The sequence below is a fragment of the Stenotrophomonas maltophilia group sp. LNF247 genome, assembly GCF_054083135.1.
Genome location: NZ_JBSRQL010000003.1, coordinates 62,822 through 85,448, shown reverse-complemented (window position 1 = coordinate 85,448; position 22,627 = coordinate 62,822). Strand labels below are relative to the sequence as shown.

The following is a 22,627-nucleotide window of genomic DNA, read 5'->3' as shown; positions in this document are numbered from 1 at the left end:
TTGATTGATCGCAGGGACCGCGCAAGCGGTTACCGCCACCCGGAGATTGAGTTGATGATGCATACCACCTTCCGCATGCCGGCGCGCCGGCTGCTGAGCACCGCACTGGTCAGCTGCCTGATGCTGGCTGCCGCCCCCAACGTCATGGCGCAGTCGGCCAACGCCAGCCTGCGCGGCCAGGTTGCCGGCGCCCAGGCAGGCACCGAAGTGACCGCCACCAACGTGGCCACCGGTACCGTCCGCCGTGGCACCATCCGCGCCGACGGCAGCTACTCGCTGATGGGCCTGGATCCGGGCACCTACAACGTGGTCGCCAACGGCCAGACCCAGAAGGTCACCGTCACCGTGGCCTCGACCGCGACGCTGAACTTTGCCGGTGCCGCCAGCAGCACCCAGGGTTCGACCGCGGCCACCAACCTGGACACCGTCAACGTTGTTGCGCCGACCCTGCTGCAGGAAGTGCGCACCTCCGAAGTCGGCAAGACCGTCAGCCTGCAGCAGATCCAGACCACCCCGCAGGTGTCGCGCAACTTCCTGGAGTTCGCCGACGCGGTGCCGGGCCTGATCTTCACCCGCGACGCCAAGGGCAACACCTCGCTGCGCGGCGGCGCCACCAATGCCGATGGCACCAACGTGTACATCGACGGCGTGGGCCAGAAGAGCTACGTCAAGGGCGGCGGCGTGGCCGGCCAGTCCGGCAGCGCCGGCAACCCGTTCCCGCAGCTGGCCATCGGCGAATACAAGGTCATCAGCGGCAACTACAAGGCCGAGTATGGCCAGGTGTCGAGCGCCGCGGTGACGGCTGCAACCAAGTCCGGCACCAATGAGTTCAAGGGTGAGGCGTTCTACCGCTACACCGATGAAGACATGCGTGCCAAGACCCCGGCCGAGCGCCAGGGTGGCAAGGAGAAGATGGTCTCGGCCGAGAAGGAATACGGCTTCGCCCTGGGCGGCCCGATCATCCAGGACAAGGCGCACTTCTTCGTGACCTACGAAGCCAAGCGCTTCGACCTGCCGGTCACCATCGCGCCGGATGGCGCGGTCACCGGCGCTGCCGGCCTGCTGCCGCCGGCCGGCGCCGCCGGCCTTGGCCCGGCCAGCCAGCCGTTCCAGCAGGACCTGATCTTCGGCAAGATCGACTTCGAGCCGACCGACAACGATCGCATCGAGCTGACCTTCCAGGACCGCGACGAAACCCAGTCGCAGTTCAGTGGCCAGACCTCGCCGGAAGCCGGCCGTGAAGTGGTCAACACCGACCGTCGTTACGCCCTGCGCTGGAACCACAGCGGTGAGCGCTACTACAACGAGTTGATGGTCACGCACGAAGACTCGTTCAACAACCCGACCCCGCTGACGCTGGCCAACGGCATCACCTACACCGCACCGGACGGCCCCGAAGACCGCACCATCGTGAAGATCGGTGGCGCCTCGGCACTGGATTCGCAGGTGAAGGGCCAGAAGGGCTGGTCGATCGAAGACAACCTGACCCTGGATGGCATCCAGTGGGCCGGTGACCACACCATCAAGATGGGCGTGAAGTACAAGGCGATCGATCTGTACGCATCCGATGCGGCACAGATCAACCCGACCTTCACCTACTCGCTGGGCGATCCGGACTTCCCCGATTCGATTCCGTACAAGGCGCAGTTCGTCAAGCCGGTGACCGGCGTGTCCGGCGTGTCCGGCGAAGTGCGTTCGAAGTCCAAGCAGTACGGCGTGTTCATCCAGGACGACTGGCAGGTCAACGACCACCTGCAGCTGAACATCGGCCTGCGCTGGGACTACGAAAAGACCCCGTCCTACCTGGACTTCGTGACCCCGCAGCAGGTGGTCGACGCCATCTATTCGCAGGATCCGCGCGCCCCCGCCGGCCAGACCTATGCCGATTCGCTGGCACTGGGCGGCCTGGACATCAGCGACTACATCAGCAACGGCCACAACCGCAAGGCATTCAAGGATGCCTGGCAGCCGCGCCTGGGCTTCTCGTATGACATCAATGCCGACGAGCAGCACGTGATCCACGGCGGTGCCGGCCGTTCCTACGACCGTGACCTGTTCGACAACCTGCAGCTGGAAACCACCAAGCTGGCCCTGCCGCAGCCGACCATCTACTTCCGCAACCCGGCCACCAACACCTGCATCAACGGCCAGGCCGCCTGCTATGACTGGAATCCGAACCTGCTCAACGGCATCGGCAACCTGCAGGCACTGGTCGGCGCGACCAGCAATGCCGGGCTGGAGGTTGACCTGCTGAACAACAAGCTGAAGGCGCCGTACTCGGATCAGTTCAGCCTGGGCATGAGCAACCAGATCGGCGACTGGCTGACCGATGCCACCATCGCTCGTACCCTGAGCTACGACGGCTTCGCCTTCACCCTGGGCAACCGCTACCCGACCGGCCAGTTCTTCGATGATCCGCGCCTGTGCGGCGGCACCTCCGCAGGCCTGAGCCAGGCCTGGAGCTGCAACGTGCCGGGCTTCGGCAGCCTGATCATCGGCCAGCAGGGCATCAAGACCCGCGCCACCCAGGTCCTGTTGTCGGCACAGAAGCCGTTCACCAAGGAAAGCGGCTGGGGCACCTCGATCGCCTATACCTGGACCACTGCGCGCCATAACCGCGACATCAACGAGAAGTATGCGTTCGATCGCGGCCTGATCGGTGACTACCCGACCATCCGCTCCAACGGCGCGCCGCGCCACCGCCTGGTGGTGACCGGTTCCTACGCGGGCTTCTGGGGCATCACTTTCGGCGGCAAGATCACCCTGGCCACCCCGACCGCCGTCAACGACTGGTACCCGGTGATGCAGGCCAGCGGCTACACCCTGCCGACCCCGCAGGCGGCCGTGCCCAACGCCACCGGCAAGTTCCTGGTGGGTGGCAAGATCTTCGGCTACCGTTCGGTCGACCTGCAGGCGACGAAGACGTTCAAGCTGGCGGGCAACACCGAGCTGTACGCCCGCCTGGACATCATCAACGTGTTCAACTTCGACAACTTCTCCACCTACAACTACGTCAAGACCAACGGCAAGCTGCAGGCCAGCTACAACGAGACCGGCGACATCATCGGTACTCCGCGCCAGGTCAAGGCCGAAGTGGGCTTCCGCTTCTAAGCCCGGGCGGTGATGCATGACCCGATGCCGCCGGCTCGCTGGCGGCATCGGTCAAACCGGCAATGGCCGGCCCTGTGCCGGTCCATTGCCCACGCCGCTGCCGGCCAGGGGGCAGCGGCGTGGGCAATGATCGCGGTGTCAAGCCACGTTTTTCGTGGTTTTTTAAGAACGCACCTTGTAAACGATTTCAGATCATTGGACGTTATGCTTTCCCATCGATCAGACCACCGGAGGAACCGCGCCATGCAGGCACGCCATCTGTTGTCCGCCGCAGCGCTGAGCCTGGCCGTGGCCGCCTGCCAGCCGGCCCAGCAGGAACCTGCCAAGCCCCGCCCGCCGGTGATCCTGATCGAGGCCGACGCACCGCCGCGGCCGATGAAACCGGAGCTGCCGCCGCTGTTCGATGATATCGAGCGCCGCACCTTCCAGTTCTTCTGGGACACCACCAACGAAGTGAACGGCCTGACCCCGGACCGCTACCCGTCACGGCCGTTCGCCAGCATCGCCTCGGTCGGTTTCGCGTTGACTGCCTATCCGATCGGCATAGAAAACGGCTGGGTCAGCCGCAACCAGGCCATCGACCGCACGCTGACCACGCTGAAGTTCTTCCGCGATGTGCCGATGGGCCCGCAGCGCACCGGCAAGGCCGGCTACAAGGGCTTCTACTACCACTTCCTGGACATGCAGGAAGGCCGTCGCTACGACAGCTGGGTCGAACTGTCCTCGGTGGATACCGCACTGCTGATGATGGGCGTGCTGTTCGCGCAGTCGTACTACGACGGCGATGATCCGCGCGAGAAGGAGATCCGCCAGATCGCCGACACCTTGTACAAGAAGGTGGACTGGCCGTGGCTGCAGCAGCGCGCGCCGCTGATCTCGATGGGCTGGTTCCCCGAGAGCGGCTTCATCGACCACGACTGGATGGGCTACAACGAGGCGATGATGGTCTACATCCTTGCCCTGGGGTCGCCCACGCACCCGGTCAGCCCGGATGCGTGGACGGTGTGGACGCGCACCTACGACAACGACTGGGGTGTTTACCAGGGCCAGGAATACCTGTCCTTCGGCCCGCTGTTCGGCCACCAGTACAGCCACGTCTGGATCGACTTCCGCGATATCCAGGACGCATACATGCGCGAGCGCGGCAGCACTTATTTCCTCAACAGCCGCTCGGCTGCGCTGGCCCAGCGCGAATACGCCATCGCCAACCCGATGCAGTGGAAGGAGTATGGCGAGAATGTGTGGGGCCTGACCGCCAGCGATGGCCCGCAGAACACCACGCAGGAGTACCGCGGCGAGCAGCGCCAGTTCCGCCATTACTCCTCGCGCGGCGCTGGGCTGCGCGAGAATTTCGATGACGGCACCATCGCCCCGACTGCTGCGATCGCCTCGGTGGTGTTTGCGCCGGAGCAGGTGATCCCGGCCACGCTGGAAATGCACAAGCGCTACGGCGACTACATCTATTCCAGCTACGGCTTCCTGGATTCATTCAACCCCAGCTTCAACTACGACATCCCTATCAAGACCGGCCGCCTGGTGCCGGATCGCGGCTGGGTCGCCAGCGATTACATCGCCATCGACCAGGGACCGATCCTGACCATGATCGCCAACTACCGCAACGATTTCGTGTGGGAGGTGATGAAGAAGAACCCCTACATCCGCAAGGGACTGGAGCGGGCAGGGTTCAGCGGTGGCTGGCTGGCGCCGGAAGGCGCGTTCCAGCCGCTGGAGCTGCAGAAGGACGAAAAGGCCGCGGCGGCACGCGCGGTGGGTATCGCCGAATCACGCGCGGCTGCCGCGCAGGAACAGAAAAACAATGCCAACCGCAACACAGGGCAGGGGAAGTAACCCGGTGCCGAACTGGATCGACCGCCTGCGCCGCTGGGCGCTGCCCGCCCTGGCCGCTTTGGCCGTGGCCGGCTGCGCCCGCACCGAGCCTGGAACCACCACCGTGCGCTTCTGGGCGATGGGTCGCGAAGCCGAGGTGGTCAGCGAGCTGATCCACGAGTTCGAGGCCGAGAACCCCGGCATCAAGGTGGATGTGCAGAACATCCCGTGGACGGCAGCGCACGAGAAACTGCTGACCGCGTTCGCTGCCGATGGCCTGCCGGATGTCTGCCAGCTCGGAAACACCTGGGTGCCCGAGTTCGCCGAGCTCGATGCGCTGACACCGCTGCAGCCGTTCGTCGATCACTCGGCGGTCGTTGATGAAAAGGACTACTTCCAGGGCATCTGGGATACCAACGTGATCCACGGCGAGCTGGTGGGCGTGCCGTGGTACGTCGATACACGCCTGATCTACTACCGCAAGGACCTGCTGGCCAAGGCCGGCTACGACCACCCGCCGCGTACCTGGGCCGAGTGGGACGAGCAGATGGCGGCGATCAAGCGCATGCAGGGTCCGAACCGCTATGCGGTGCTGATGCCGATCAATGAGTTCGAGCAGCAGTTGTCCTTGGCACTGCAGCAACCCGATCCGCTGCTGCGCGACGATGACACCCGCGGCAATTTCGCCAGCCCGGGGTTCCGCCGCACACTGGCCTTCTACGCCAACATGTTCGAGCAGGGCTGGGCGCCGAAGATGTCCGAGACGCAGATCTCCAACGTCTGGGACGAGTTCTTCCGCGGCTTCAACGTGTTCTACATCTCCGGCCCCTGGAACATCCGCGAGTTCAAGAAGCTGCAGCCAAAGGAACTGGAAGGGCAGTGGGGCACCGCGGCGCTACCGGGTCCGGACGGCCCCGGCGCCGGCATCGCCGGTGGCACCAGCCTGGTGATCTTCCGCAAGTCGCAGCAGAAGGAAGCGTCGTGGAAGCTGATCGAGTTCCTGTCGCGGCCGCAGATCCAGGCGCGTTTCCATTCGATCATCGGCGATCTGCCGCCGCGCCGCAGTACCTGGAACGCACCGTCGCTGGCCAACGATCCGCTGGCAGCGGCATTCCGTGACCAGCTGGAGCGGGTCAAGCCGACGCCGAAGGTGCTCGAATGGGAGCGCATCGTGCAGGAAATGCGCATCGTCACCGAGAAGGTGGTGCGCGGTGGCCTGCCGCAGGACAAGGCCGTGGAAGAACTGGACCAGCGCGTGGACAAGGTGCTGGCCAAGCGCCGCTGGATGCATGAACAACAACGCCTGCAGCAGCGCGCACCGTCGTCGCAGTCCAGCAGTGCCGTAGCCGCCGGGAGCGCGCAATGAAACGTACTTCGCTTGCCGGCTGGATCTTCGCCGGGCCCTCGTTGATCGTGCTGGGCGTGTTCTTCGGCCTGCCGGTGGCTTCGGCGCTGGCGCTGAGCGTGACCGACTTCGACCTGTATGCCCTGGCTGACAGCAGCAACCTGCGGTTTGTCGGCCTCGGCAACTACATCGACCTGCTGCAGACACCGATGTTCTGGAAGTCGCTGTGGAACACCACCTACTTCGTGCTGATCGGGGTGCCATTGTCGATCGGCGTGTCGCTGGGCGCGGCGATGCTGCTCAACGCGCCGGCCGCGCGCTTCAAGGCGCTGTTCCGCACCGCGCTGTTCGCGCCGGTGGTGACCACGCTGGTGGCGGTGGCGGTGATCTGGCGTTACCTGTTCCACACCAGCTACGGCCTGGTGAACTACAGCCTGGGCCACCTGGGCATCAGCCCGATCGACTGGCTGGGCGATCCCAACTGGGCGATGCCGACCATCATGCTGTTCGCGGTGTGGAAGAACTTCGGCTACAACATGGTGATCTTCCTGGCCGGCCTGCAGGCGATCCCGCATGACCTGTACGAGGCTGCGCGCATCGACGGCGCCTCGCGCTGGAAGCAGTTCCTGCACATCACCCTGCCGATGCTCGGCCCGGTGCTGCTGGTGGTCGGCGTGATTACCGTGTCCGGCTACTTCCAGCTGTTCGCCGAGCCGTATGTCATGACCCGCGGCGACCCACTGCAGAGCACCGTCAGCGTGCTGTATTTCATGTTCGAGGAAGGCTTCAAGTGGTGGAACCTGGGACGCGCCTCCGCCGTGGCGTTCCTGCTGTTCCTGATCATCCTGGCGGTGACCACCGTGATGCTGCGTTTCGGCCGCAAGAGGCAGTTGGTATGAGTCGTGAAATCGGCCAGTCGCGCTGGTACCCGTGGTTGATCAATGGTGCATTGTTGGTGCTGGCCCTGGTCAGCCTGGCACCGCTGTTGTGGATGCTCTCGGTCTCGTTCATGCCGCAGGGCGAGGCCAGCCATTTCCCGCCGCCGCTGCTGCCTTCGAGCATCACCACGCACAACTACCATGAGCTGTTCGCGCGCACTGGCATGGGCGGCAACTTCGCCAACAGCCTGCTCGTCTCGCTGGCGATCACCTTTGGCTCGCTGTTGCTCAACACCATGGCCGGCTATGCGTTCGCCAAGCTCAACTTCGTCGGCCGCGAGCGCCTGTTCCAGGTGCTGATGGCGGCGCTGGTGATTCCAGCGCAGGTGGCGATGCTGCCGCTGTTCCTGCTGATGAAGCAGCTGGGCCTGGTCAACAGCTTCGGCGGCGTGATCGTGCCGGCGCTGGCCAGCGTGTTCGGCATCTTCCTGGTGCGCCAGTACGCGCGTTCGATTCCGGACGAATTGCTGGAAGCGGCCCGTATCGACGGGGCAGGGGAGCTGCGCATCTTCTTCCAGATCGTGCTGCCGATGCTCAAGCCGGTGCTGGTGACCCTGGCGATCTTCACCTTCATGGGCGCATGGAACGATTTCATGTGGCCGCTGATCGTGTTGACCGATCAGGAGCACTACACTTTGCCGGTGGCGCTGGCCACCCTCTCGCGCGAGCACATCATGGACGTGGAAATGATGATGGCCGGCGCGGTGGTCACCGTGGTCCCGGTGCTGGCGCTGTTCCTGGTGCTGCAGCGGTACTACATCCAAGGTCTGTTGCTGGGGAGCGTCAAGGGATGAAGCGAGCGATCGCCGTTGGACTGGGCCTGCTGTGGACCTCCCTGGCGATCGCCGCGCCACCGGCGCTGCCGGCACCGAAGGTGCTGGACGACTTCGACGACGTCGCGGCCTGGAAGCTGGTGCTGTCCGACCAGGTCAGCGGTTCGCTGCGCCCGGTCAGTGGCGCTGGCGGCGGCCGCGCGCTGTGCCTGGACTATGACTTCCACGATGTCTCCGGCTACGTCGGCATCCGCCGCGCGCTGAACATCGAATACCCGGTCAATTACCGTTTCGGCTTCCAGTTGCGCGGTGATTCACCGGGCAACGACCTGCAGTTCAAGTTGATCGATGCCAGCGGTGACAACGTCTGGTGGGTCAATCGTCCCGGCTACAGTTTCCCCAAGGGCTGGACGCCGGTCGAGTACCGCCGCCGCCAGATCGACAAGGCGTGGGGTCCCTCGCCCGAGAAGGAGATGGCGCGCAGCGCCGCCGTCGAGTTCACGATCTACAGCAAGGTCGGCGGCCGCGGCACCGTATGCTTCGACAGGCTGACCCTGCAGGGGCTGCCACCGCAGGATGATTCGGCGCTGGTGCCGTCGGTGATTTCCGATACCGCCACCGCGCTGCAGGACCGCATGATCGACGGCAAGAGCGACACGTTCTGGATCAGCGGTGGCGTCAAGCAGCAGACCATCAGCCTGGACCTGCACAAGAGCCGCGAGATCGGCGGTGTCGTGATCGATTGGCTGCCGAACCTGGAAGCCAATCGCTACACCGTGCGGACGTCCGAGGATGGCCGGGATTGGCGCATCGTGCGCGAAGTGACCAGCGGTGCCGGTGGCCGCGACTGGCTTGCCCTGCCGGATACCGACGCGCGCTACGTGCGTTTCGATCTGCGCGATGGCCCGAACTGGCGCTATGGCATCCGTGACATCGCACTCAAGCCGCTGGCGTTCGCCGCCACGCCCAATGCCTTCCTGTCCTCGGTAGCCGCCGATCTGCCGCGCGGTTCGTTGCCGCGCGCGTATGTGGGCGAACAGCCCTACTGGACCCTGCTCGGCCTCGATGGTGGCCAGGAGCAGGCGCTGATCAGCGAAGATGGCGCGCTGGAGCCGGCCAAGGGCAGCTTCAGCATCGAGCCGTTCATCCGCCTGGACGGCAAGCTGCTGGACTGGTCGAAAGTGGCTATCACCCAGTCGCTGCAGGATCACTACCTGCCGATCGCCACCGTCGACTGGGTGCATGAGAAGGCCGGACTCTCGGTGACCGGTTTCGTGCAGGGCACGCCCGAGCGTGCGCAGCTGATCGGCCGCTACCGGCTGAGCAATCCGGACAAGGTCGCGCACGAATACACCCTGGCACTGGCGATACGGCCGTGGCAGGTCAATCCGCCCACCCAGTTCCTTAATACCGTCGGAGGCTTCAGCCGGATTGATGCCCTGGATGTAGGTGAGCAGCTGGTTCGGGTCAACGGTGAGCCGCGGATCTATCCGCTGCAGGTACCGGACGCGCGCTTTGCCAGTACGTTCGATGGCAAGCTCGATGCGATGCATCTGGAAAGCGGCACGTACCCGGCGACCACGGCGGTGAAGGACAGCACCGGCATGGCGTCGGGTGCGCTGGTGTACACGATCAGGCTGGAGCCCGGGCAGAACCGTGAGGTGGCGGTGGTGCTGCCACAGACCGGTGGCTGGGCGCCGCAGGCGCTGGATGTGGCCAAGGCGCAGGCGCAGGTGGCCGAGCAATGGCGGAAGAAGCTGGGCGTGGTTTCGCTGCAGGTGCCTGCTGCAGGCCAGCCACTGGTCGACACCCTGCGCACGGCGGTGGCGCACATGCTGATCTCGCGTGTCGGACCGCGCCTGCAGCCGGGCACGCGGTCGTATGCGCGCAGCTGGATCCGCGACGGCGCGATGATCTCCGAGGGCCTGCTGCGCATGGGGCGCAGTGATGCGGTGCGCGATTACATCAACTGGTATGCGCCGTACCAGTTCGAAAACGGCAAGGTGCCGTGCTGCGTCGACGCGCGCGGCAGCGACCCGGTGCCGGAGAACGACAGCCATGGCGAGTTGATCTACAGCATCGCCGAGTATGGGCGCTACACCGGCGACAGCACGTTCACCGAGCTGATGTGGCCGCACGTGCAGGGCGCCTACCACTACATGGAGCAGCTGCGCGCCAGCGAGCGCACCGAGGAAAACCGCGCGCGCAACCCGGCGTTCTACGGGATGATGCCGGCCTCGATCAGCCATGAAGGCTATTCGGCCAAGCCGATGCATTCCTACTGGGACAACTTCTGGGCGCTGCGCGGCTACAAGGACGCGGCGCTGCTGGCGACCCAGCTGGGCAAGGTCGAGGCGATGCAGATCGCCGAATCGCGCGACCAGTTCCGTGCTGACCTGCAGGCCTCGCTGCTGTCGGCGATGCAGCAGCACAAGATCGATTACCTGCCGGGCTCGGCCGAGCTGGGCGACTTCGACGCGACCTCCACCACGATCGCGCTTGCCCCCGGCGGCGAGCAGGGCCGGCTGCCGCAGCAGGCGCTGCAGGCGACCTTCGAGCGCTACTGGAACGAGTTCGTTGCCCGTCGCGATGGCAAGCGCGAGTGGAAGGATTACACCCCGTACGAATGGCGCAACGTGGCAGCGTTCGTGCGCCTGGGCTGGCGCGACCGCGCCTGGCAGGCCACCGAGTTCTTCTTCAGGGACCGCGCGCCACAGGCCTGGAACCAGTGGGCCGAAGTGGTCTCGCGCACGCCGCGCAAGCCGTTCTTCGTCGGTGACCTGCCGCACGCCTGGGTGGCTTCGGACTTCGTGCGCTCTGCGCTGGACATGTTCGCTTACAACCGTGATCTGGACGATGCGCTGGTACTGGCCGCCGGCGTGCCGACCGCGTGGCTGCAGGGCGAGGGCATTGCCGTGCAGGGCCTGCGCACGCCGCAGGGGCAGTTGAACTACCGCCTGCAGCGCAGCGACAAGCAGCTGGTGCTGGAGGTGCAACCGGGCCTGGTGCCGCCGGTCGGTGGTGTGGTGCTGCCGTGGCCGTATGCCGGCGACCCGGGCGAGGCGAGCATCAACGGTGAAGCGGCCCAGTGGGTCAACAGAGAACTGCACGTGCACCAGCTGCCGGCGCGGATCGAGATCGACGTGCCGAGCGCAGTGCGCCGCGCCGAGCGCAAGGGACAGTAACGATGAAGCAGCAGCGGGCGAAGGTGCGCACGTCGGTGCGCGCCCTGGGGCTGGCCATTGCAATGGCATTGCCGGGCGTGATGATGGCGGCTGAACCGGCTGGCACGACTGTGGCGCCCGACGTTGCCAGCGCGCCGGGCATGAGCATGGTCACCTTCAACCTGCACCACGACCGCGAAGACTGGCCGAGCCGGCGCCGCACCATCCTGGCCGAGCTCAAGCGCCTGCAGCCGGATGCGGTTGCCCTGCAGGAAGTGATCCAGCGCCGCAACGTGCGAAACCAGGCGCAATGGCTGGCCGGCCAACTCGGCTACAGGTATGTGTTCGTGTCCACCGATCCGGTCGCGGCACCCAAGCGCTACGGCAATGCGCTGCTGACCCGGCGGCCGATCCTCGCTCAGGGCGATCATCTGCTGCAGCCGCTGGACGACTACCGCACCGTGGCCCACCTGCGCATCGACGTCGACGGCACGCCGGTAAACATCTACGCCACGCATCTGAACGAGCGCAGCGACGAGAACGGGCAGCGCATCCGTCGCACCCAGGTCGAAGACCTGCTGCGCTTCATCACTGCAACCTCGGCCGGTGCACCGGTGGTGATCGCTGGCGACTTCAATGCACTGGTGGATGCCGGCGACCTGAGCGAGCTGCGCAGCCACTACGGCGACAGCTACGGCAGCGTGCATGTCAACACCGATCTGTCCGCGGTCAGTACGCTCAACCGTCACTATTACCAGGCGCCGTCGCGGATCGACCACATCTTCTTCCAGCAGGACGAGATGGTCGCACGCGAGGCGAAGATCCTGTTCGACCAGCCCGACGACAGCGGTCGCTGGGCCTCGGACCACTACGGCGTGTGGACCCGCCTGCAGTTCGCGCCGAAACCCTGACGCAGGCACGCTTGGGTAGGTGCCAACCTTGGTGGGCACGGTTCGGCCCGACGCACAAACAAAAACGGCGGGGATCATTGATCCCCGCCGTTTCGTTTTCACGCTATCAAGATCAGTTCGACGGAGGCGTGCGCTTGGCGGCCTCTTCGTCTTCTTCATCGGCCCTGGCTTCTGCAGCCTGCGCTGCGGCGTCGGCATGGCCATCGGCGACCGGATCGACCGATGGCGTCACCACGGCTTCGGCGACCGGGGCAGCGGCCTCGATCGGCGCGGCTTCCACCGCCACCGGCGCGACCGGCTGTTCCACGATCGGCGCAGTCTCGACGACCGGCGTGGCTTCAACGGCCGGGGCGGCCTCCACCACCGGGCCACTCTCACTGGCCACCGGCTTGGTTTCAACCACCGGGGTTGCTTCAACCACCTGCGGCTTCGATTCCACGACCGGCGCGGCCTCGACCGCGACCGGCCTCGTTTCGATCACCGGAGCGGCTTCAGCCACTGCGGTCGTTTCAGCCACAACCGGCTTTGCTTCGATCACCGGCGCGGCAGCGTCCACCACCGGAGTGGCGTCGGCGACCGGCTGAACCGGGGTCGCAGCGTCGATGGCATCGAGCATGCTGGTCTGCACCGGCGAGGACACCGTTTCAGTTTTCGCAGCAGCCTCGGCCGGCGCCTGCACTTCAGCCGCGACGGGGGCGGCGACTTCGACCACGGCGCTGCTCACCACCGCAACCGGTGCGGAAACCGCAGCGGCGGCAGCGCGGGCCGGCTTCCCGGCTTCGATGGCGATCGGCTCGACTTCGTCATCGAAGTCGAACTCCGGCTGCGAACGGACCGGCTGCGCCGCAGCAACCGGAGCGGTTCCGGCGGTGTTGTTGACGCTCGGCTCGGCGCCGTCGGTGTCTTCACCGTCATCACCATCGTCCTGGTCATCGCCCAGGGCGTCGCTGCCGACGGCATTCTCGGCGCCACCGCGACGACGGCGACGGCCACCACGACGGCCACGACGACGGCGGGTTGCGCCTTCGCCTGCCTGCTCGCCATTGGTGTCGGTTGCAGCCTCCTCGCCGGCAACCGCAGTCACCTCGCCCGCGCTGCCAGCGTTGGCAGCGGTGTCGGCCGACGCAGCGGCTTCCGCCGGAGCGGCGGGTGCCGGAGCAACCGGCGTCACCGGCGCGGTGGCTTCCAGCGCGTTCACCCCGTTGGCGGCGACGGCCGTAGCGGCTACGGCTGCCGCTGCGGTCACGGCTTCGGCAGCTGCTTCGGCGGCATTGCGCTGCGGCTTCTCGGCCGGCTTGTCACCGTCCTGCTGCTGCGGGCGCGGCTGCTTGGGCTGCTTCAGCTTCGGCTGCTGGTTCTGGTTCTGGCCCTGCTGCTCGTTGCGCGGCTTGTTCTGCTGCTGCGGCTGCTGCTGGCCATCCTTGTGCTGCGGCTCCTTCTGCTTGCCCTGCTGCGGCTGCTGCTGCGCATTGCCGTTGTTGCCGTTGCGGCCGTCCTTGCGCTGCTCGCCGCGGTCCTTGCGGTTGCCGCCATCCTTCTGCTGCTGCGCGTTGCCATTGCCACGACTGTCGTCGCGACGGTCCTTGCGGTCCTTGTTGCGATCCTTGTTGCGGTCCTTGCGGCCACCGTCCTGCGACTGACGCGCCGCCGGAGCGGCCGGCGCCGGCGCCGGGGCCGGCTCGCCACCGAACACGCGCTTGAGCCAGCCGATCACGCCGCCGCTGGGGGCCGGGGCCGTCGGTGCGACCGCGACCGGGGCCGGGGCTGCCTTGGCCGGCTCAACTTCCTCGCGAACCGGGGCGGGCGAGGTGTGCTTGACCTGGGTCACCGCCGGCGGCGGGATGTTCAGCTGGCCCTTGGTCAGCGCGTGCACCGGCAGCTTGCGCGGGGTGCCCCGCTGGTAGCTGGGCTTGCTGCTTTCTTCACCCAACTCGTTCTCGCGCAGGCGGGTGACGGTGTAGTGCGGGGTATGCAGCTGCTCGTCGGCCACGATCACGATCGGCGCCTCGTGGCGCTGCTCGATCTCGCGCAGGGCGCTGCGCTTCTCGTTCAGCAGGTAATTGGCGATCTCCACGGGGGCCTGCACCAGCACCTGCCCGGTGTTCTCCTTCATCGCATGCTCTTCGGCGACGCGGATGATCGACAGCGACAGCGACTCGACGCTGCGCATGCGGCCGTGGCCGTCACAGCGCGGGCAGACGATCTGGCTGGACTCGCCCAGGCTCGGGCGCAGGCGCTGGCGGCTCATTTCCAGCAGGCCGAAGCGCGAGATGCGGCCGACCTGGACGCGGGCCCGGTCGTACTTCAGCGCGTTGGCCAAGCGGTTCTCGACCTCGCGCTGGTGCTTGTTGGAGGCCATGTCGATGAAATCGATGACCACCAGGCCACCCAGGTCGCGCAGGCGCAGCTGGCGGGCCACTTCCTCGGCCGCTTCCAGGTTCGTCTGGAACGCGGTGTCCTCGATGTCGCTGCCCTTGGTGGCGCGCGAGGAGTTCACGTCGACCGCGGTCAGTGCTTCGGTCTGGTCGACCACGATCGAGCCGCCCGACGGCAGGCGCACGTTGCGCTCGTATGCACCTTCGATCTGCGACTCGATCTGGAAGCGGTTGAACAGTGGGATGTCGTCCTTGTAGTGCTTGAGCTTGCGCAGGGTCTGCGGCATCACCTGCTGCATGAACTCGCGGGCGTGCTCGTACATCTCCTCGGTGTCCACCAGGATCTCGCCGATGTCGGCGCGCAGGTAGTCACGCAGGGCGCGCACGATCAGGCGCGATTCCTGGTAGATCAGGAACGGAGCGGGCTTGCTCAGCGCGGCTTCGGCAATGGCGCGCCAGACGTTGAGCAGGTAGTCCAGGTCCCACTGCAGTTCTTCCGCATCGCGGCCGACGCCGGCGGTACGGATGATCACGCCCATGTCGTCGGGAATGTTCAGCTTGTCCAGCGCGTCCTTCAGCGCGGCCCGGTCTTCGCCCTCGATGCGGCGGGACACACCACCGGCGCTGGGCGAGTTCGGCATCAGCACCATGTAGCGGCCGGCCAGCGAGATGAACGTGGTCAGGGCGGCGCCCTTGTTGCCACGCTCTTCCTTGTCGACCTGGACGACGATCTCCTGGCCTTCCTTCAGCAGTTCGCGGATGCCGGCCTTGTTGTGGTCGACGCCGGCCTGGAAGTAGTCGCGGGAGATTTCCTTCAACGGCAGGAAGCCATGGCGGCCACCGCCGTATTCGACGAAGGCCGCTTCCAGCGAGGGCTCGATGCGGAAGATCCGGCCCTTGTAGATGTTGGACTTCTTCTGTTCCTTCGACGGCTGCTCGATGTCGATGTCATACAACGACTGGCCATCCACGATGGCAACACGCAGCTCTTCAGCCTGCGTTGCGTTGATCAGCATTCGCTTCATTGTTGCGTTCCTCGCAAGCGGCTACCGCGCGGAACGCCATGGGGTTTCGCCTCTGGACACGGCTCGCCGCCCATTCGCGCAAGCGCGGGGAGGGCGGCTTGGGTTTCCAGCGCTACGACACCACGGCAGGCCGCGGGAGCGCTTCACTCTTATGGGTTTTGGGTGTTGCAGGGCCGCAGGCAGCTGTCAGCCAGGCTGGAGCGCCACGCGGGACATGTTCAGCACGGTTGCGTGTCAGGCATCCGGCGATGGCCGGGAAGGCCGGTGAGCCGCTAACATGGCCGCCCCGCGGGCGGTGGTCGCGCACTGTGCCGGATTCGTCGGAAGCTGGGCTTCTGGCCCTGAGTAACTTCCAACGAAATCAATCCCTTATCTCGCCCCCCGAGTGTAACAGAATAAACAGCCTGATGACCGCCCAAGACCCCACCAAGCCCGCAGGCGACAAGCCTTCCGTGCGCATGATCACCGTTCCCGCCGACCGCGCCGGCCAGCGCCTGGACAACTTCCTGCTCGGCCAGCTGAAGGGGGCCCCGCGCAGCCTGGTCTACAAGCTGGTGCGCAGTGGCCAGGTGCGGGTCAACGGCGGTCGCGCCAAGGCCGAGCGCAAGCTGGAGGCGGGCGATGAGGTGCGTGTACCACCCGTGCGTCTCAGCGAGGAGGGAGACAAGGCCGGTCCACCTGAGGCCTTCATGCGCCGCCTGGAGCAGGCCATCGTGTTCGAGGATGCCCGCCTGCTGGCCCTGAACAAGCCCTCTGGCGTGGCCAGTCATGGCGGCAGCGGCATCAGCTTCGGGGCGATCGAGACCCTGCGCGCGCTGCGCCCGGGGCAGACCCTGGAGCTGGTCCATCGGCTGGATCGCGACACCTCCGGCCTGCTGATCGTGGCCAAGAAGCGCTCGGCGCTGAGTGAACTGCAGGCCCTGCTGCGTGAAGACCATGGCGCTGGCATCCGCAAGCGCTACCTGACCCTGCTGGCCGGGCGCATGCCCGATGGCGTGATGACGGTGGACGCGCCGCTGCACGTGGGCCTGCGCCAGGGCGGCGAGCGCCATGTGCAGGTCAACGCGATCGGCAAGGAATCGATCAGCCACTTCCGGGTGCTGGAGCGCCGCGGCGGCCATTCGTACTGCGAGGTGCGCATCGAGACTGGCCGCACCCATCAGATCCGCGTGCACGCCCAGCATCTGGGCCACCCGGTGGCCGGTGACGACAAGTACGGCGATCCGGCGGTGAACAAGCGGCTTCGTGAGCAGATCGGGCTGAAGCGCCTGTTTCTGCACGCGGCTTCGCTGGAGTTCGCGCTGGATGACGGCAAGAGCCCATACGTGCTGAACGCGCCGCTGGCGGATGAGCTGGTTGAGGCGCTGGACCGCCTGCGCTGACGGCGGTTCGGCGGCGCCGGGTGCTTGGTCGGCGCCGTCGCTTCCCTGCGATGAGTGGGCTCGTCACTTTCTTTGCTCGTGCAAAGAAAGTAACCAAAGAAACACGCCGCCATCCGCGAGCCGGCGCTGCGCGCCGGTACCCTGCGCTCCTCGGTCCGCCGAGGGGCGGCGCGGAACTCGCTGCGCTCAGACACCCGCGCCTCTTCGCCCTCGCCGGACCTGCGGTGCTCGGCTCGCGACAAGGCGGACCTGACAGCCGCAGCGTAGACCCGTACCCGCACGCAGCCCTTGTAGAGTCGAGCCACGCTCGACTCACGCGCGCAGCGCGGGCTTCGCTTTTTCATTCTTTCATCGCGCGGCTGGCACGCCTATAGCCTGTCAGAGGCCGGGCGAGGTGGGTTTGCGGTGGTGTAAGCGCCATGGATGGCGCGCCCAAGCCCCCAAGGATGGGTTTACGGCGTCCCCCGCAAACCCACCTCGGCCGGCCCAACCCGGAATGTCGCTCCGCCAGCCGCGAGGGGGCTCAGCCCGTTGGCCGGGAACCCCTCACCACTTGAACAGCACCAGGCTGATCGCCAGGGTGCCCATGCCGGCCACCAGTCCGTAAACCGTCTCGTGGCCCTTGGCATAGCGCTTGGCCGCCGGCAGCAGCTCATCCAGCGCCAGGAACACCATCACGCCGGCGATCAGTCCGAACACCCAGCCAAACGTGGCGTGCGACAACGATCCTGACAGCAGCCAGTAGCCCAGCGCCGCGCCCACCGGTTCGGCCAGGCCGGACAGCAGGCTGGCACTGAACGCATAGAACTTGTTCTGGGTGGCGAAGTACACCGGCACCGCGATCGCGATGCCCTCGGGAATGTTGTGGATGGCGATGGCGAAGGCCAGTGGCATGCCCACCGATGGGCTTTCCAGCGTGGCGAAGAAGGTCGCCAGCCCTTCCGGGAAATTGTGCGCGGTGATCGCGACCGAGGTCAGCAGTGCGACCCGCTTCAGGTACTCGCGGCTGTTCTCGCGGAACGCGGGGTCCTGCTTGTCCAGGCTGTCGTGCGGATTCGGAATGAAGTGATCGATCAGCACGATGACGATCACGCCCAGCAGGAAGGCCAGGGTGCCGTAGGTGAAACCGGTACGCTCTCCATAGGCCAGTGCGAAGGAAGCAATGGACTTGTTGAGGATCTCCGACAGCGACACATAGACCATCGCGCCGCCGGCGAAGGCCAGGCCGAACGCCAGCAGGCGCGGATTGGGGCGGCGCGAGAACAGCACCAGCAGGCTGCCGATGGCGGTGGCGAGGCCGGCCGCAAGAGTGACCGCCAGTGCGATCCAGATGTTTTCGGGAGGAATCTGCAGCATGTACCGACGCGGTCCTGGTCAATAGACAACCGCCCCGGACAAGGCCGGGGCGGCGAGGGCGAGGCGGGCGTCGGCTGGCCTCGTCGGGGCGCGGGCGATCAGCCGCCGCGGCGCAGGCGTTCTTCGATGGCGAAGCACTGGTCCGGCTTCGGCTGCGGCGGGTTGAAGCTGACCGGTACCTGGATGGTGGCCGGCACTGCAGCACCGTTGCGGGTGGCGGCCTTGAACTGCCAGCCCTGCACGGCGGTCCTGGCCAGTTCGTCCAGTTGCGGGTTGCCGGCCCCGGTCAACAGCGCGACCTCGCTCGGTTTGCCGTCGGCGCCGATGGTCACCTTGAAGGTGCTGGTGCCGCCCACGCCCATGCAGGCCAGCTCAAGCGGGTACTGCGGCGGCGGCGTCTTCACCGCGGCCACTTCGGTCGGCGGCGGCGATGGTGGTGCCGGTGGTTCGGACGGGCCACAGCCGGCCAAGCCGGTCGCAGCGATCAGGGACAGGCTCAGCAAACGTACGTTCATGGCAGTTGCTCCGTCAGGGCCGAAGTCTTTGCCGCGCAGATGAAGTCGTTCTCGCTCAGGCCGCCCACATCGTGGGTGGAAAAGCGCACCACAGCGCGGTCGTAGTGCACGCCCAAGTCCGGATGGTGGTCCTCGCGGTGGGCAATCCAGGCCAGCGCGTTCACGAAGGCCATGGTGGCGTAGTAATCCTTGAAGCGGAAGGTGCGCGTCAGGGCCTGCCCGCCCTCGCTCAGCTCCCAGCCGGGAACCTGCGGCAGCAGTTCGGCCAGGCGGGCCTCGCCAAGCTTGTGGTCGCTGCCTTTGCGCGGCACGCAACGGGCCTGGGCCAGTGGAATCAGGTCGGCCATGGGAATCTCCACCTCGTGTTGACTGAACAATGCGCCGGACGGTGTATAAACCGAATGAGCGGCTGACGCGTACTTGGCTAGAATAGCCTGATGATCCAGATCTCCGACACTGCCCAGACCCACTTCCGCAAGCTGATCGAACGCGAGGGCGTGCCCGGCATGGGCGTGCGCCTGAGCGCGGTCGACCCCGGTACCCCGCGCGCCGACGCCCGGCTGGAGTTCGCCGAACCGACCGACCTGCTCGGCGATGAGTGGGCGGTGGACTGCGAAGGATTCACCCTGTACGTCGATGCCGGCAGCGTCGGCTGGCTGGACGGGGCCGAGATCGACATCGTCGCCGGTACGGCCGGCACCCAGCAGCTGACCATCAAGGCGCCGCGCATCAAGGGTGAAGCGCCCGGTGATGCGGCCTCGCTGGTCGAGCGCGTGCACTGGGTGGTGGAGAACGAAGTCAATCCGCAGCTGGCCTCGCATGGCGGCAAGGTGGCCGTGCAGGAAGTCTCGGCCGACGGCGTGGTACTGCTGCGCTTCGGCGGTGGCTGCCAGGGCTGTGGCATGGCCGATGTGACACTGAAGCAGGGCATCGAAAAGACCCTGATGGGCCGCGTGCCGGGCGTGACCGCCGTGCGCGACGCGACCGACCACGACAGCGGCCACGCGCCGTACATCCCGCGCGACAACGTCGCCTGATCGCTGACGCGTGCCTCTGACCCGGGCCGAGCAACTCATCGATCTACTGCTGGCGCGCCAGCAGCCCCGCGCCGTCCTCGAGAAGACCACGCGCCTGCCTTATGGCTGGGCGCTGTGGCTGCGCTCGCTGGGGCCGCTGCCGCGGCCGTACCACGCGCGCGACGTGATCGCGGTATTGCTGCCCCGACCGTTGCCGGGGCCACCCGGTCAATCGCCGCAGCTGTCGCCGTGGCAGGCGCTGCGCCGCTTGTTCTGGCAGGACTGGGACGCCGCGCCGCGCGACCAGCGCTGGATGCGCTGGCTCTCGGCAGTGGCCAGCGCGCTGCTGCATCTGCTGTTCTTCATGCTGCTGCTGTGGGTGGCGGTGATCCGCACCACGGCACCGGAAGCGGAGGGCGCCGAAGGCGAGCGCTTGCAGGTGGAATTCGTCGGTCGCGCGAGCCAGCAAGGCGGTGGCGATCAGCCTGGTGCCGACGCAGCTGCGGCTGCTCCTGCCGGCCAGGTTGCCGCCGGCCAGGAGGGAGGGGCAGCGACGTCGCCTGAACCGCGTCCTGCGTCCAGATCGTCGCCTGCGCCCGCACCGGCTCCAGCGCCGACCGCCAGCCTGCCACCACCGCCTGCCGAAGCGGAGCCGGCCCCGCTTGCCGCCCCGCCGCCTTCGCCCGTACAGGCCACCGAAGTGGCGCAGGCCAGTGCGGATTTCGTGGTGCCGCCGGTGAGCGTGTCGCGTACCGAGGTCAGCAACGTGCCGCGTGACACCACGCCCACGGTGCGCGAGCGCAGCGTGCAGCCGGTGCAGGCGCCGCCAGTCCCAACCCCACTGCGTGCGCCGGAGATCGCCGTGCCGGCACCACAGCTGCGTGACATCCCGGTGCAGGAGCGTGAAATCAGTACGGTCGATGCACCGGCGATATCGCAGCCGCTGCGCACGGCCGATGTACAGGTCCGTGTGCCGCAGCGCGATGTGCAGGTGCGCGAGCGCGAAGTGCAGGCCGTGGTCGATCCGCAGGTACGGATGGCTGCTGTGGCCGGGCGCGAGCCGACCGTGCGAGCGCCGGCAGGCCGTGACCTGCAGGTGCGCGAGCGCGAAGTCGCGTCGGCACCCGCGGCGGCGCCTTCAACGTCCAGCGGCAGCGCGCCAGCGACAACGGCCGCGCCTGCGGCCAGTGGCAGTGCGCGCCAGGCCGAAAGCAGCACGCCACGGCCGTCCGCCTCCAGCACGGCACCGGCCCAGGCTGGAGCGCGCCCGGCCCCCGATCCGGGCAACTGGGCCACGCCCGCCAAGGGCGATGACTGGGGGGCGTCGAGCCGCAAACAGGACGGCGCCGACAAGGGCGCCCGCCAGGCCAGCGCCACCGGCAAGGGCGCCCGCCAGGCCAGCGCCACCGGCAAGGGCAGTGGCCTGTTCAACGCCGATGGCAGCGTCCGCGTGCCGGGCCAGGAAGGCGATGGACGTGCCGAGCGCGGTGCGCCCGGTGGTGCCAACGATGGCTGGAGCAAGGAACGCATCGCGCAATCGGGCACCTGGTTGAAGCGACCGCCTTATGACTACACGCCCACGTCATTCGACAAATACTGGGTCCCGCAGGAATCGCTGCTGGCCGAGTGGGTGCGCAAGGGAATAAAGGCAATGGAGATTCCGTTGCCGGGTACCAATACGAAGATTTCCTGCGTGATCTCGATCCTGCAGGCCGGTGGTGGCTGTGGCCTTACCAATCCGAACATGCAGGACCAGCCGGCCGTGGCGCGGCCACCGCCGGACATTCCGTTCAAGAAAGAACTGCAGGAAGATAACGGGAGCCGGTAGGCTAGGGAGCGCGCCACGCCCTGGCAGGCTCGCTTGGGTAGGTGTCAATCTTGGTCGGCGCAGAAGCGCCGACCAAGGTCGGCATCCACCACGGCAGTGACCTTACGCGCTCTGCGACAGGAACACCCAGAACGGGACGTCGCGGCCAAGCCAGTCGCGGCTGGTCTCGTCCATCACGTCCAGCAGGGTGTCGAAGTCCTTCTGCGCGGTGGCGCGCAGCGCGTCCACGTCGCACAGGAACAGTGCATAGCCGTTGGCTGGCAGCCATTTCAGGTCGCGTAGATTGTCCGACAGCGCATCCCAGTTGCCGCCGAAACCGGCCGGAAAATCCAGCTGCGCGGCCAGCCGTGCGAGCAGGGTGCGCTTGTCGGCCACCCCTTCCAGATCGATGCGGATCACCTTCAGCCCGGCATCGCGCATTGCGGCGGCCAGGGCGCCGATGTCGTCGCTGTCGATGGTGTAGACACCGGCATTGTTGATGTCGTGCAGGCCGAGGCCGAAATCGTCATGGCTCATCACTGCGCTCCCTGGGCCGGTACGGTGAAGCTGCGGAATGATTCGTAATGGTCGTCGGTGTAGTACCACGCCTCCGGCGGATCGCCGCCGGTGACGATGCGGCGCGTGCCACGGGTGCGCGCGCCGGGGGTGTCCACGGTGTATTCGCGGTAGTAGCCGCGCGGACGCTGCGGCAACTGCTGTTCGCGGTTGCCGAACGTGCTGCCATCCTGGCGGTGCGGGAACGGCCCGCCGCGCTGGATCAGCGCGATCGTCTGCAGGGCTTCGGCGGGCAGGAAGGCGGGCAGACCGTTGCCCTTGCCGGGCGTGGCCGTGGCCGGTGCGCGCGCGGCAGGCGCACCCTGCAGGTCCGGCGCGAACTGCGGCGCCGGCGGGCGCTGCATGAAATGGTTGACTACCAGGCCGAGCAGCAGCAGGGCGATGGCGGTGATCAGCAGCCGGGGGTTGCGCATGGGCAAGGGAGCGGGCGAGGGTGGTGCTCGCACTGTAGCGCCTGCGCGCTGCACGGCGCATGAGGAGGGGGCTGCGTCACCGCCGCGTAACAA

The 22,627-nt window shown here is 66.8% G+C and carries 16 protein-coding genes; 10 read left to right on the top strand and 6 right to left on the bottom strand.

Annotated elements, in window-relative coordinates; genetic code table 11:
• The first annotated feature begins 54 nt into the window (after positions 1-54).
• The 7 genes from ACTXG9_RS04025 (at position 55) to ACTXG9_RS03995 (ending at position 12,069) form a co-directional block, all read left to right on the top strand.
• Positions 55-3,111, top strand: coding sequence for a TonB-dependent receptor (locus ACTXG9_RS04025; RefSeq protein WP_111102862.1), 3,057 nt, complete (start codon positions 55-57; stop codon positions 3,109-3,111).
• Positions 3,112-3,354: 243 nt separating this feature from the next.
• Positions 3,355-4,959, top strand: coding sequence for a glucoamylase family protein (locus ACTXG9_RS04020; protein WP_019660460.1), 1,605 nt, complete (start codon positions 3,355-3,357; stop codon positions 4,957-4,959).
• Complete coding sequence (locus ACTXG9_RS04015) at positions 4,928-6,304, top strand: sugar ABC transporter substrate-binding protein (RefSeq protein ID WP_194445152.1); 1,377 nt, start codon at positions 4,928-4,930, stop codon at positions 6,302-6,304. The genes ACTXG9_RS04020 and ACTXG9_RS04015 overlap by 32 nt, the downstream gene beginning before the upstream one ends.
• On the top strand, positions 6,301-7,182 hold the full coding sequence (locus ACTXG9_RS04010; RefSeq protein WP_111102864.1) for a carbohydrate ABC transporter permease: 882 nt from the start codon (positions 6,301-6,303) through the stop codon (positions 7,180-7,182). Before ACTXG9_RS04015 ends, ACTXG9_RS04010 begins: the two co-directional genes overlap by 4 nt.
• Positions 7,179-8,015, top strand: a complete 837-nt coding sequence (locus ACTXG9_RS04005) for a carbohydrate ABC transporter permease (protein WP_111097843.1) — start codon at positions 7,179-7,181, stop codon at positions 8,013-8,015. Before ACTXG9_RS04010 ends, ACTXG9_RS04005 begins: the two co-directional genes overlap by 4 nt.
• Positions 8,012-11,179 carry a discoidin domain-containing protein gene (locus ACTXG9_RS04000; protein ID WP_111102866.1) on the top strand — a complete coding sequence of 1,056 codons (3,168 nt, stop codon included), beginning with the start codon at positions 8,012-8,014 and terminating at the stop codon, positions 11,177-11,179. Before ACTXG9_RS04005 ends, ACTXG9_RS04000 begins: the two co-directional genes overlap by 4 nt.
• 2 nt (positions 11,180-11,181) lie before the next feature.
• A complete protein-coding gene (locus ACTXG9_RS03995; protein ID WP_019660456.1) occupies positions 11,182-12,069 on the top strand; it encodes an endonuclease/exonuclease/phosphatase family protein in 888 nt (295 codons plus the stop codon).
• 112 nt (positions 12,070-12,181) lie between these two features.
• On the opposite strand, the gene ACTXG9_RS03990 is transcribed toward ACTXG9_RS03995, so the two are convergent.
• A complete protein-coding gene (locus ACTXG9_RS03990; RefSeq protein WP_111102868.1) occupies positions 12,182-15,469 on the bottom strand; it encodes an Rne/Rng family ribonuclease in 3,288 nt (1,095 codons plus the stop codon).
• A gap of 407 nt (positions 15,470-15,876) precedes the next feature.
• Here ACTXG9_RS03990 and ACTXG9_RS03985 point away from each other — a divergent pair, with 407 nt between their 5' ends.
• A complete protein-coding gene (locus tag ACTXG9_RS03985) occupies positions 15,877-16,851 on the top strand; it encodes an RluA family pseudouridine synthase (protein WP_031269982.1) in 975 nt (324 codons plus the stop codon).
• A gap of 546 nt (positions 16,852-17,397) precedes the next feature.
• On the opposite strand, the gene zupT is transcribed toward ACTXG9_RS03985, so the two are convergent.
• The 3 genes from zupT to ACTXG9_RS03970 form a co-directional block, all read right to left on the bottom strand.
• Entirely contained in the window at positions 17,398-18,207 is an 810-nt protein-coding gene (zupT, locus tag ACTXG9_RS03980; protein ID WP_010486740.1) for a zinc transporter ZupT, read from the bottom strand.
• 98 nt (positions 18,208-18,305) lie between these two features.
• Positions 18,306-18,722, bottom strand: a complete 417-nt coding sequence (locus ACTXG9_RS03975) for an energy transducer TonB (protein ID WP_456115733.1) — start codon at positions 18,720-18,722, stop codon at positions 18,306-18,308.
• Positions 18,719-19,069: a 4a-hydroxytetrahydrobiopterin dehydratase gene (locus tag ACTXG9_RS03970; protein WP_021203009.1), complete on the bottom strand. Its 351-nt coding sequence runs from the start codon at positions 19,067-19,069 to the stop codon at positions 18,719-18,721. The genes ACTXG9_RS03975 and ACTXG9_RS03970 overlap by 4 nt, the downstream gene beginning before the upstream one ends.
• A gap of 90 nt (positions 19,070-19,159) precedes the next feature.
• Between ACTXG9_RS03970 and ACTXG9_RS03965 the strand changes: the two genes are divergently transcribed.
• Together ACTXG9_RS03965 and ACTXG9_RS03960 are read left to right on the top strand one after the other, a co-directional pair.
• Complete coding sequence (locus tag ACTXG9_RS03965; protein WP_021203010.1) at positions 19,160-19,759, top strand: NfuA family Fe-S biogenesis protein; 600 nt, start codon at positions 19,160-19,162, stop codon at positions 19,757-19,759.
• 10 nt (positions 19,760-19,769) lie between these two features.
• Positions 19,770-21,566, top strand: coding sequence for a hypothetical protein (locus tag ACTXG9_RS03960; protein WP_111101751.1), 1,797 nt, complete (start codon positions 19,770-19,772; stop codon positions 21,564-21,566).
• 102 nt (positions 21,567-21,668) lie between these two features.
• Here the strand turns inward: ACTXG9_RS03960 and ACTXG9_RS03955 are convergent, their stop codons facing one another.
• Positions 21,669-22,082, bottom strand: coding sequence for a barstar family protein (locus ACTXG9_RS03955; protein WP_456115732.1), 414 nt, complete (start codon positions 22,080-22,082; stop codon positions 21,669-21,671).
• A complete protein-coding gene (locus tag ACTXG9_RS03950) occupies positions 22,082-22,534 on the bottom strand; it encodes a ribonuclease domain-containing protein (RefSeq protein WP_111101752.1) in 453 nt (150 codons plus the stop codon). Before ACTXG9_RS03950 ends, ACTXG9_RS03955 begins: the two co-directional genes overlap by 1 nt.
• Between the last annotated feature and the right edge of the window lie 93 nt (positions 22,535-22,627).

Excerpts from the sequence above, each read along its gene's own strand:
- ACTXG9_RS03965 (WP_021203010.1), top strand. The coding sequence starts at position 19,160 with ATGATCCAGATCTCCGACACTGCCCAGACCCACTTCCGCAAGCTGATC.
- ACTXG9_RS03955 (WP_456115732.1), bottom strand. The coding sequence starts at position 22,082 with ATGAGCCATGACGATTTCGGCCTCGGCCTGCACGACATCAACAATGCC.
- ACTXG9_RS03970 (WP_021203009.1), bottom strand. The coding sequence starts at position 19,069 with ATGGCCGACCTGATTCCACTGGCCCAGGCCCGTTGCGTGCCGCGCAAA.
- ACTXG9_RS03990 (WP_111102868.1), bottom strand. The coding sequence starts at position 15,469 with ATGAAGCGAATGCTGATCAACGCAACGCAGGCTGAAGAGCTGCGTGTT.
- ACTXG9_RS03975 (WP_456115733.1), bottom strand. The coding sequence starts at position 18,722 with ATGAACGTACGTTTGCTGAGCCTGTCCCTGATCGCTGCGACCGGCTTG.
- ACTXG9_RS03985 (WP_031269982.1), top strand. The coding sequence starts at position 15,877 with ATGACCGCCCAAGACCCCACCAAGCCCGCAGGCGACAAGCCTTCCGTG.
- ACTXG9_RS04005 (WP_111097843.1), top strand. The coding sequence starts at position 7,179 with ATGAGTCGTGAAATCGGCCAGTCGCGCTGGTACCCGTGGTTGATCAAT.
- ACTXG9_RS04010 (WP_111102864.1), top strand. The coding sequence starts at position 6,301 with ATGAAACGTACTTCGCTTGCCGGCTGGATCTTCGCCGGGCCCTCGTTG.
- zupT (WP_010486740.1), bottom strand. The coding sequence starts at position 18,207 with ATGCTGCAGATTCCTCCCGAAAACATCTGGATCGCACTGGCGGTCACT.
- ACTXG9_RS04025 (WP_111102862.1), top strand. The coding sequence starts at position 55 with ATGATGCATACCACCTTCCGCATGCCGGCGCGCCGGCTGCTGAGCACC.
- ACTXG9_RS04015 (WP_194445152.1), top strand. The coding sequence starts at position 4,928 with ATGCCAACCGCAACACAGGGCAGGGGAAGTAACCCGGTGCCGAACTGG.
- ACTXG9_RS03950 (WP_111101752.1), bottom strand. The coding sequence starts at position 22,534 with ATGCGCAACCCCCGGCTGCTGATCACCGCCATCGCCCTGCTGCTGCTC.
- ACTXG9_RS04020 (WP_019660460.1), top strand. The coding sequence starts at position 3,355 with ATGCAGGCACGCCATCTGTTGTCCGCCGCAGCGCTGAGCCTGGCCGTG.
- ACTXG9_RS04000 (WP_111102866.1), top strand. The coding sequence starts at position 8,012 with ATGAAGCGAGCGATCGCCGTTGGACTGGGCCTGCTGTGGACCTCCCTG.
- ACTXG9_RS03995 (WP_019660456.1), top strand. The coding sequence starts at position 11,182 with ATGAAGCAGCAGCGGGCGAAGGTGCGCACGTCGGTGCGCGCCCTGGGG.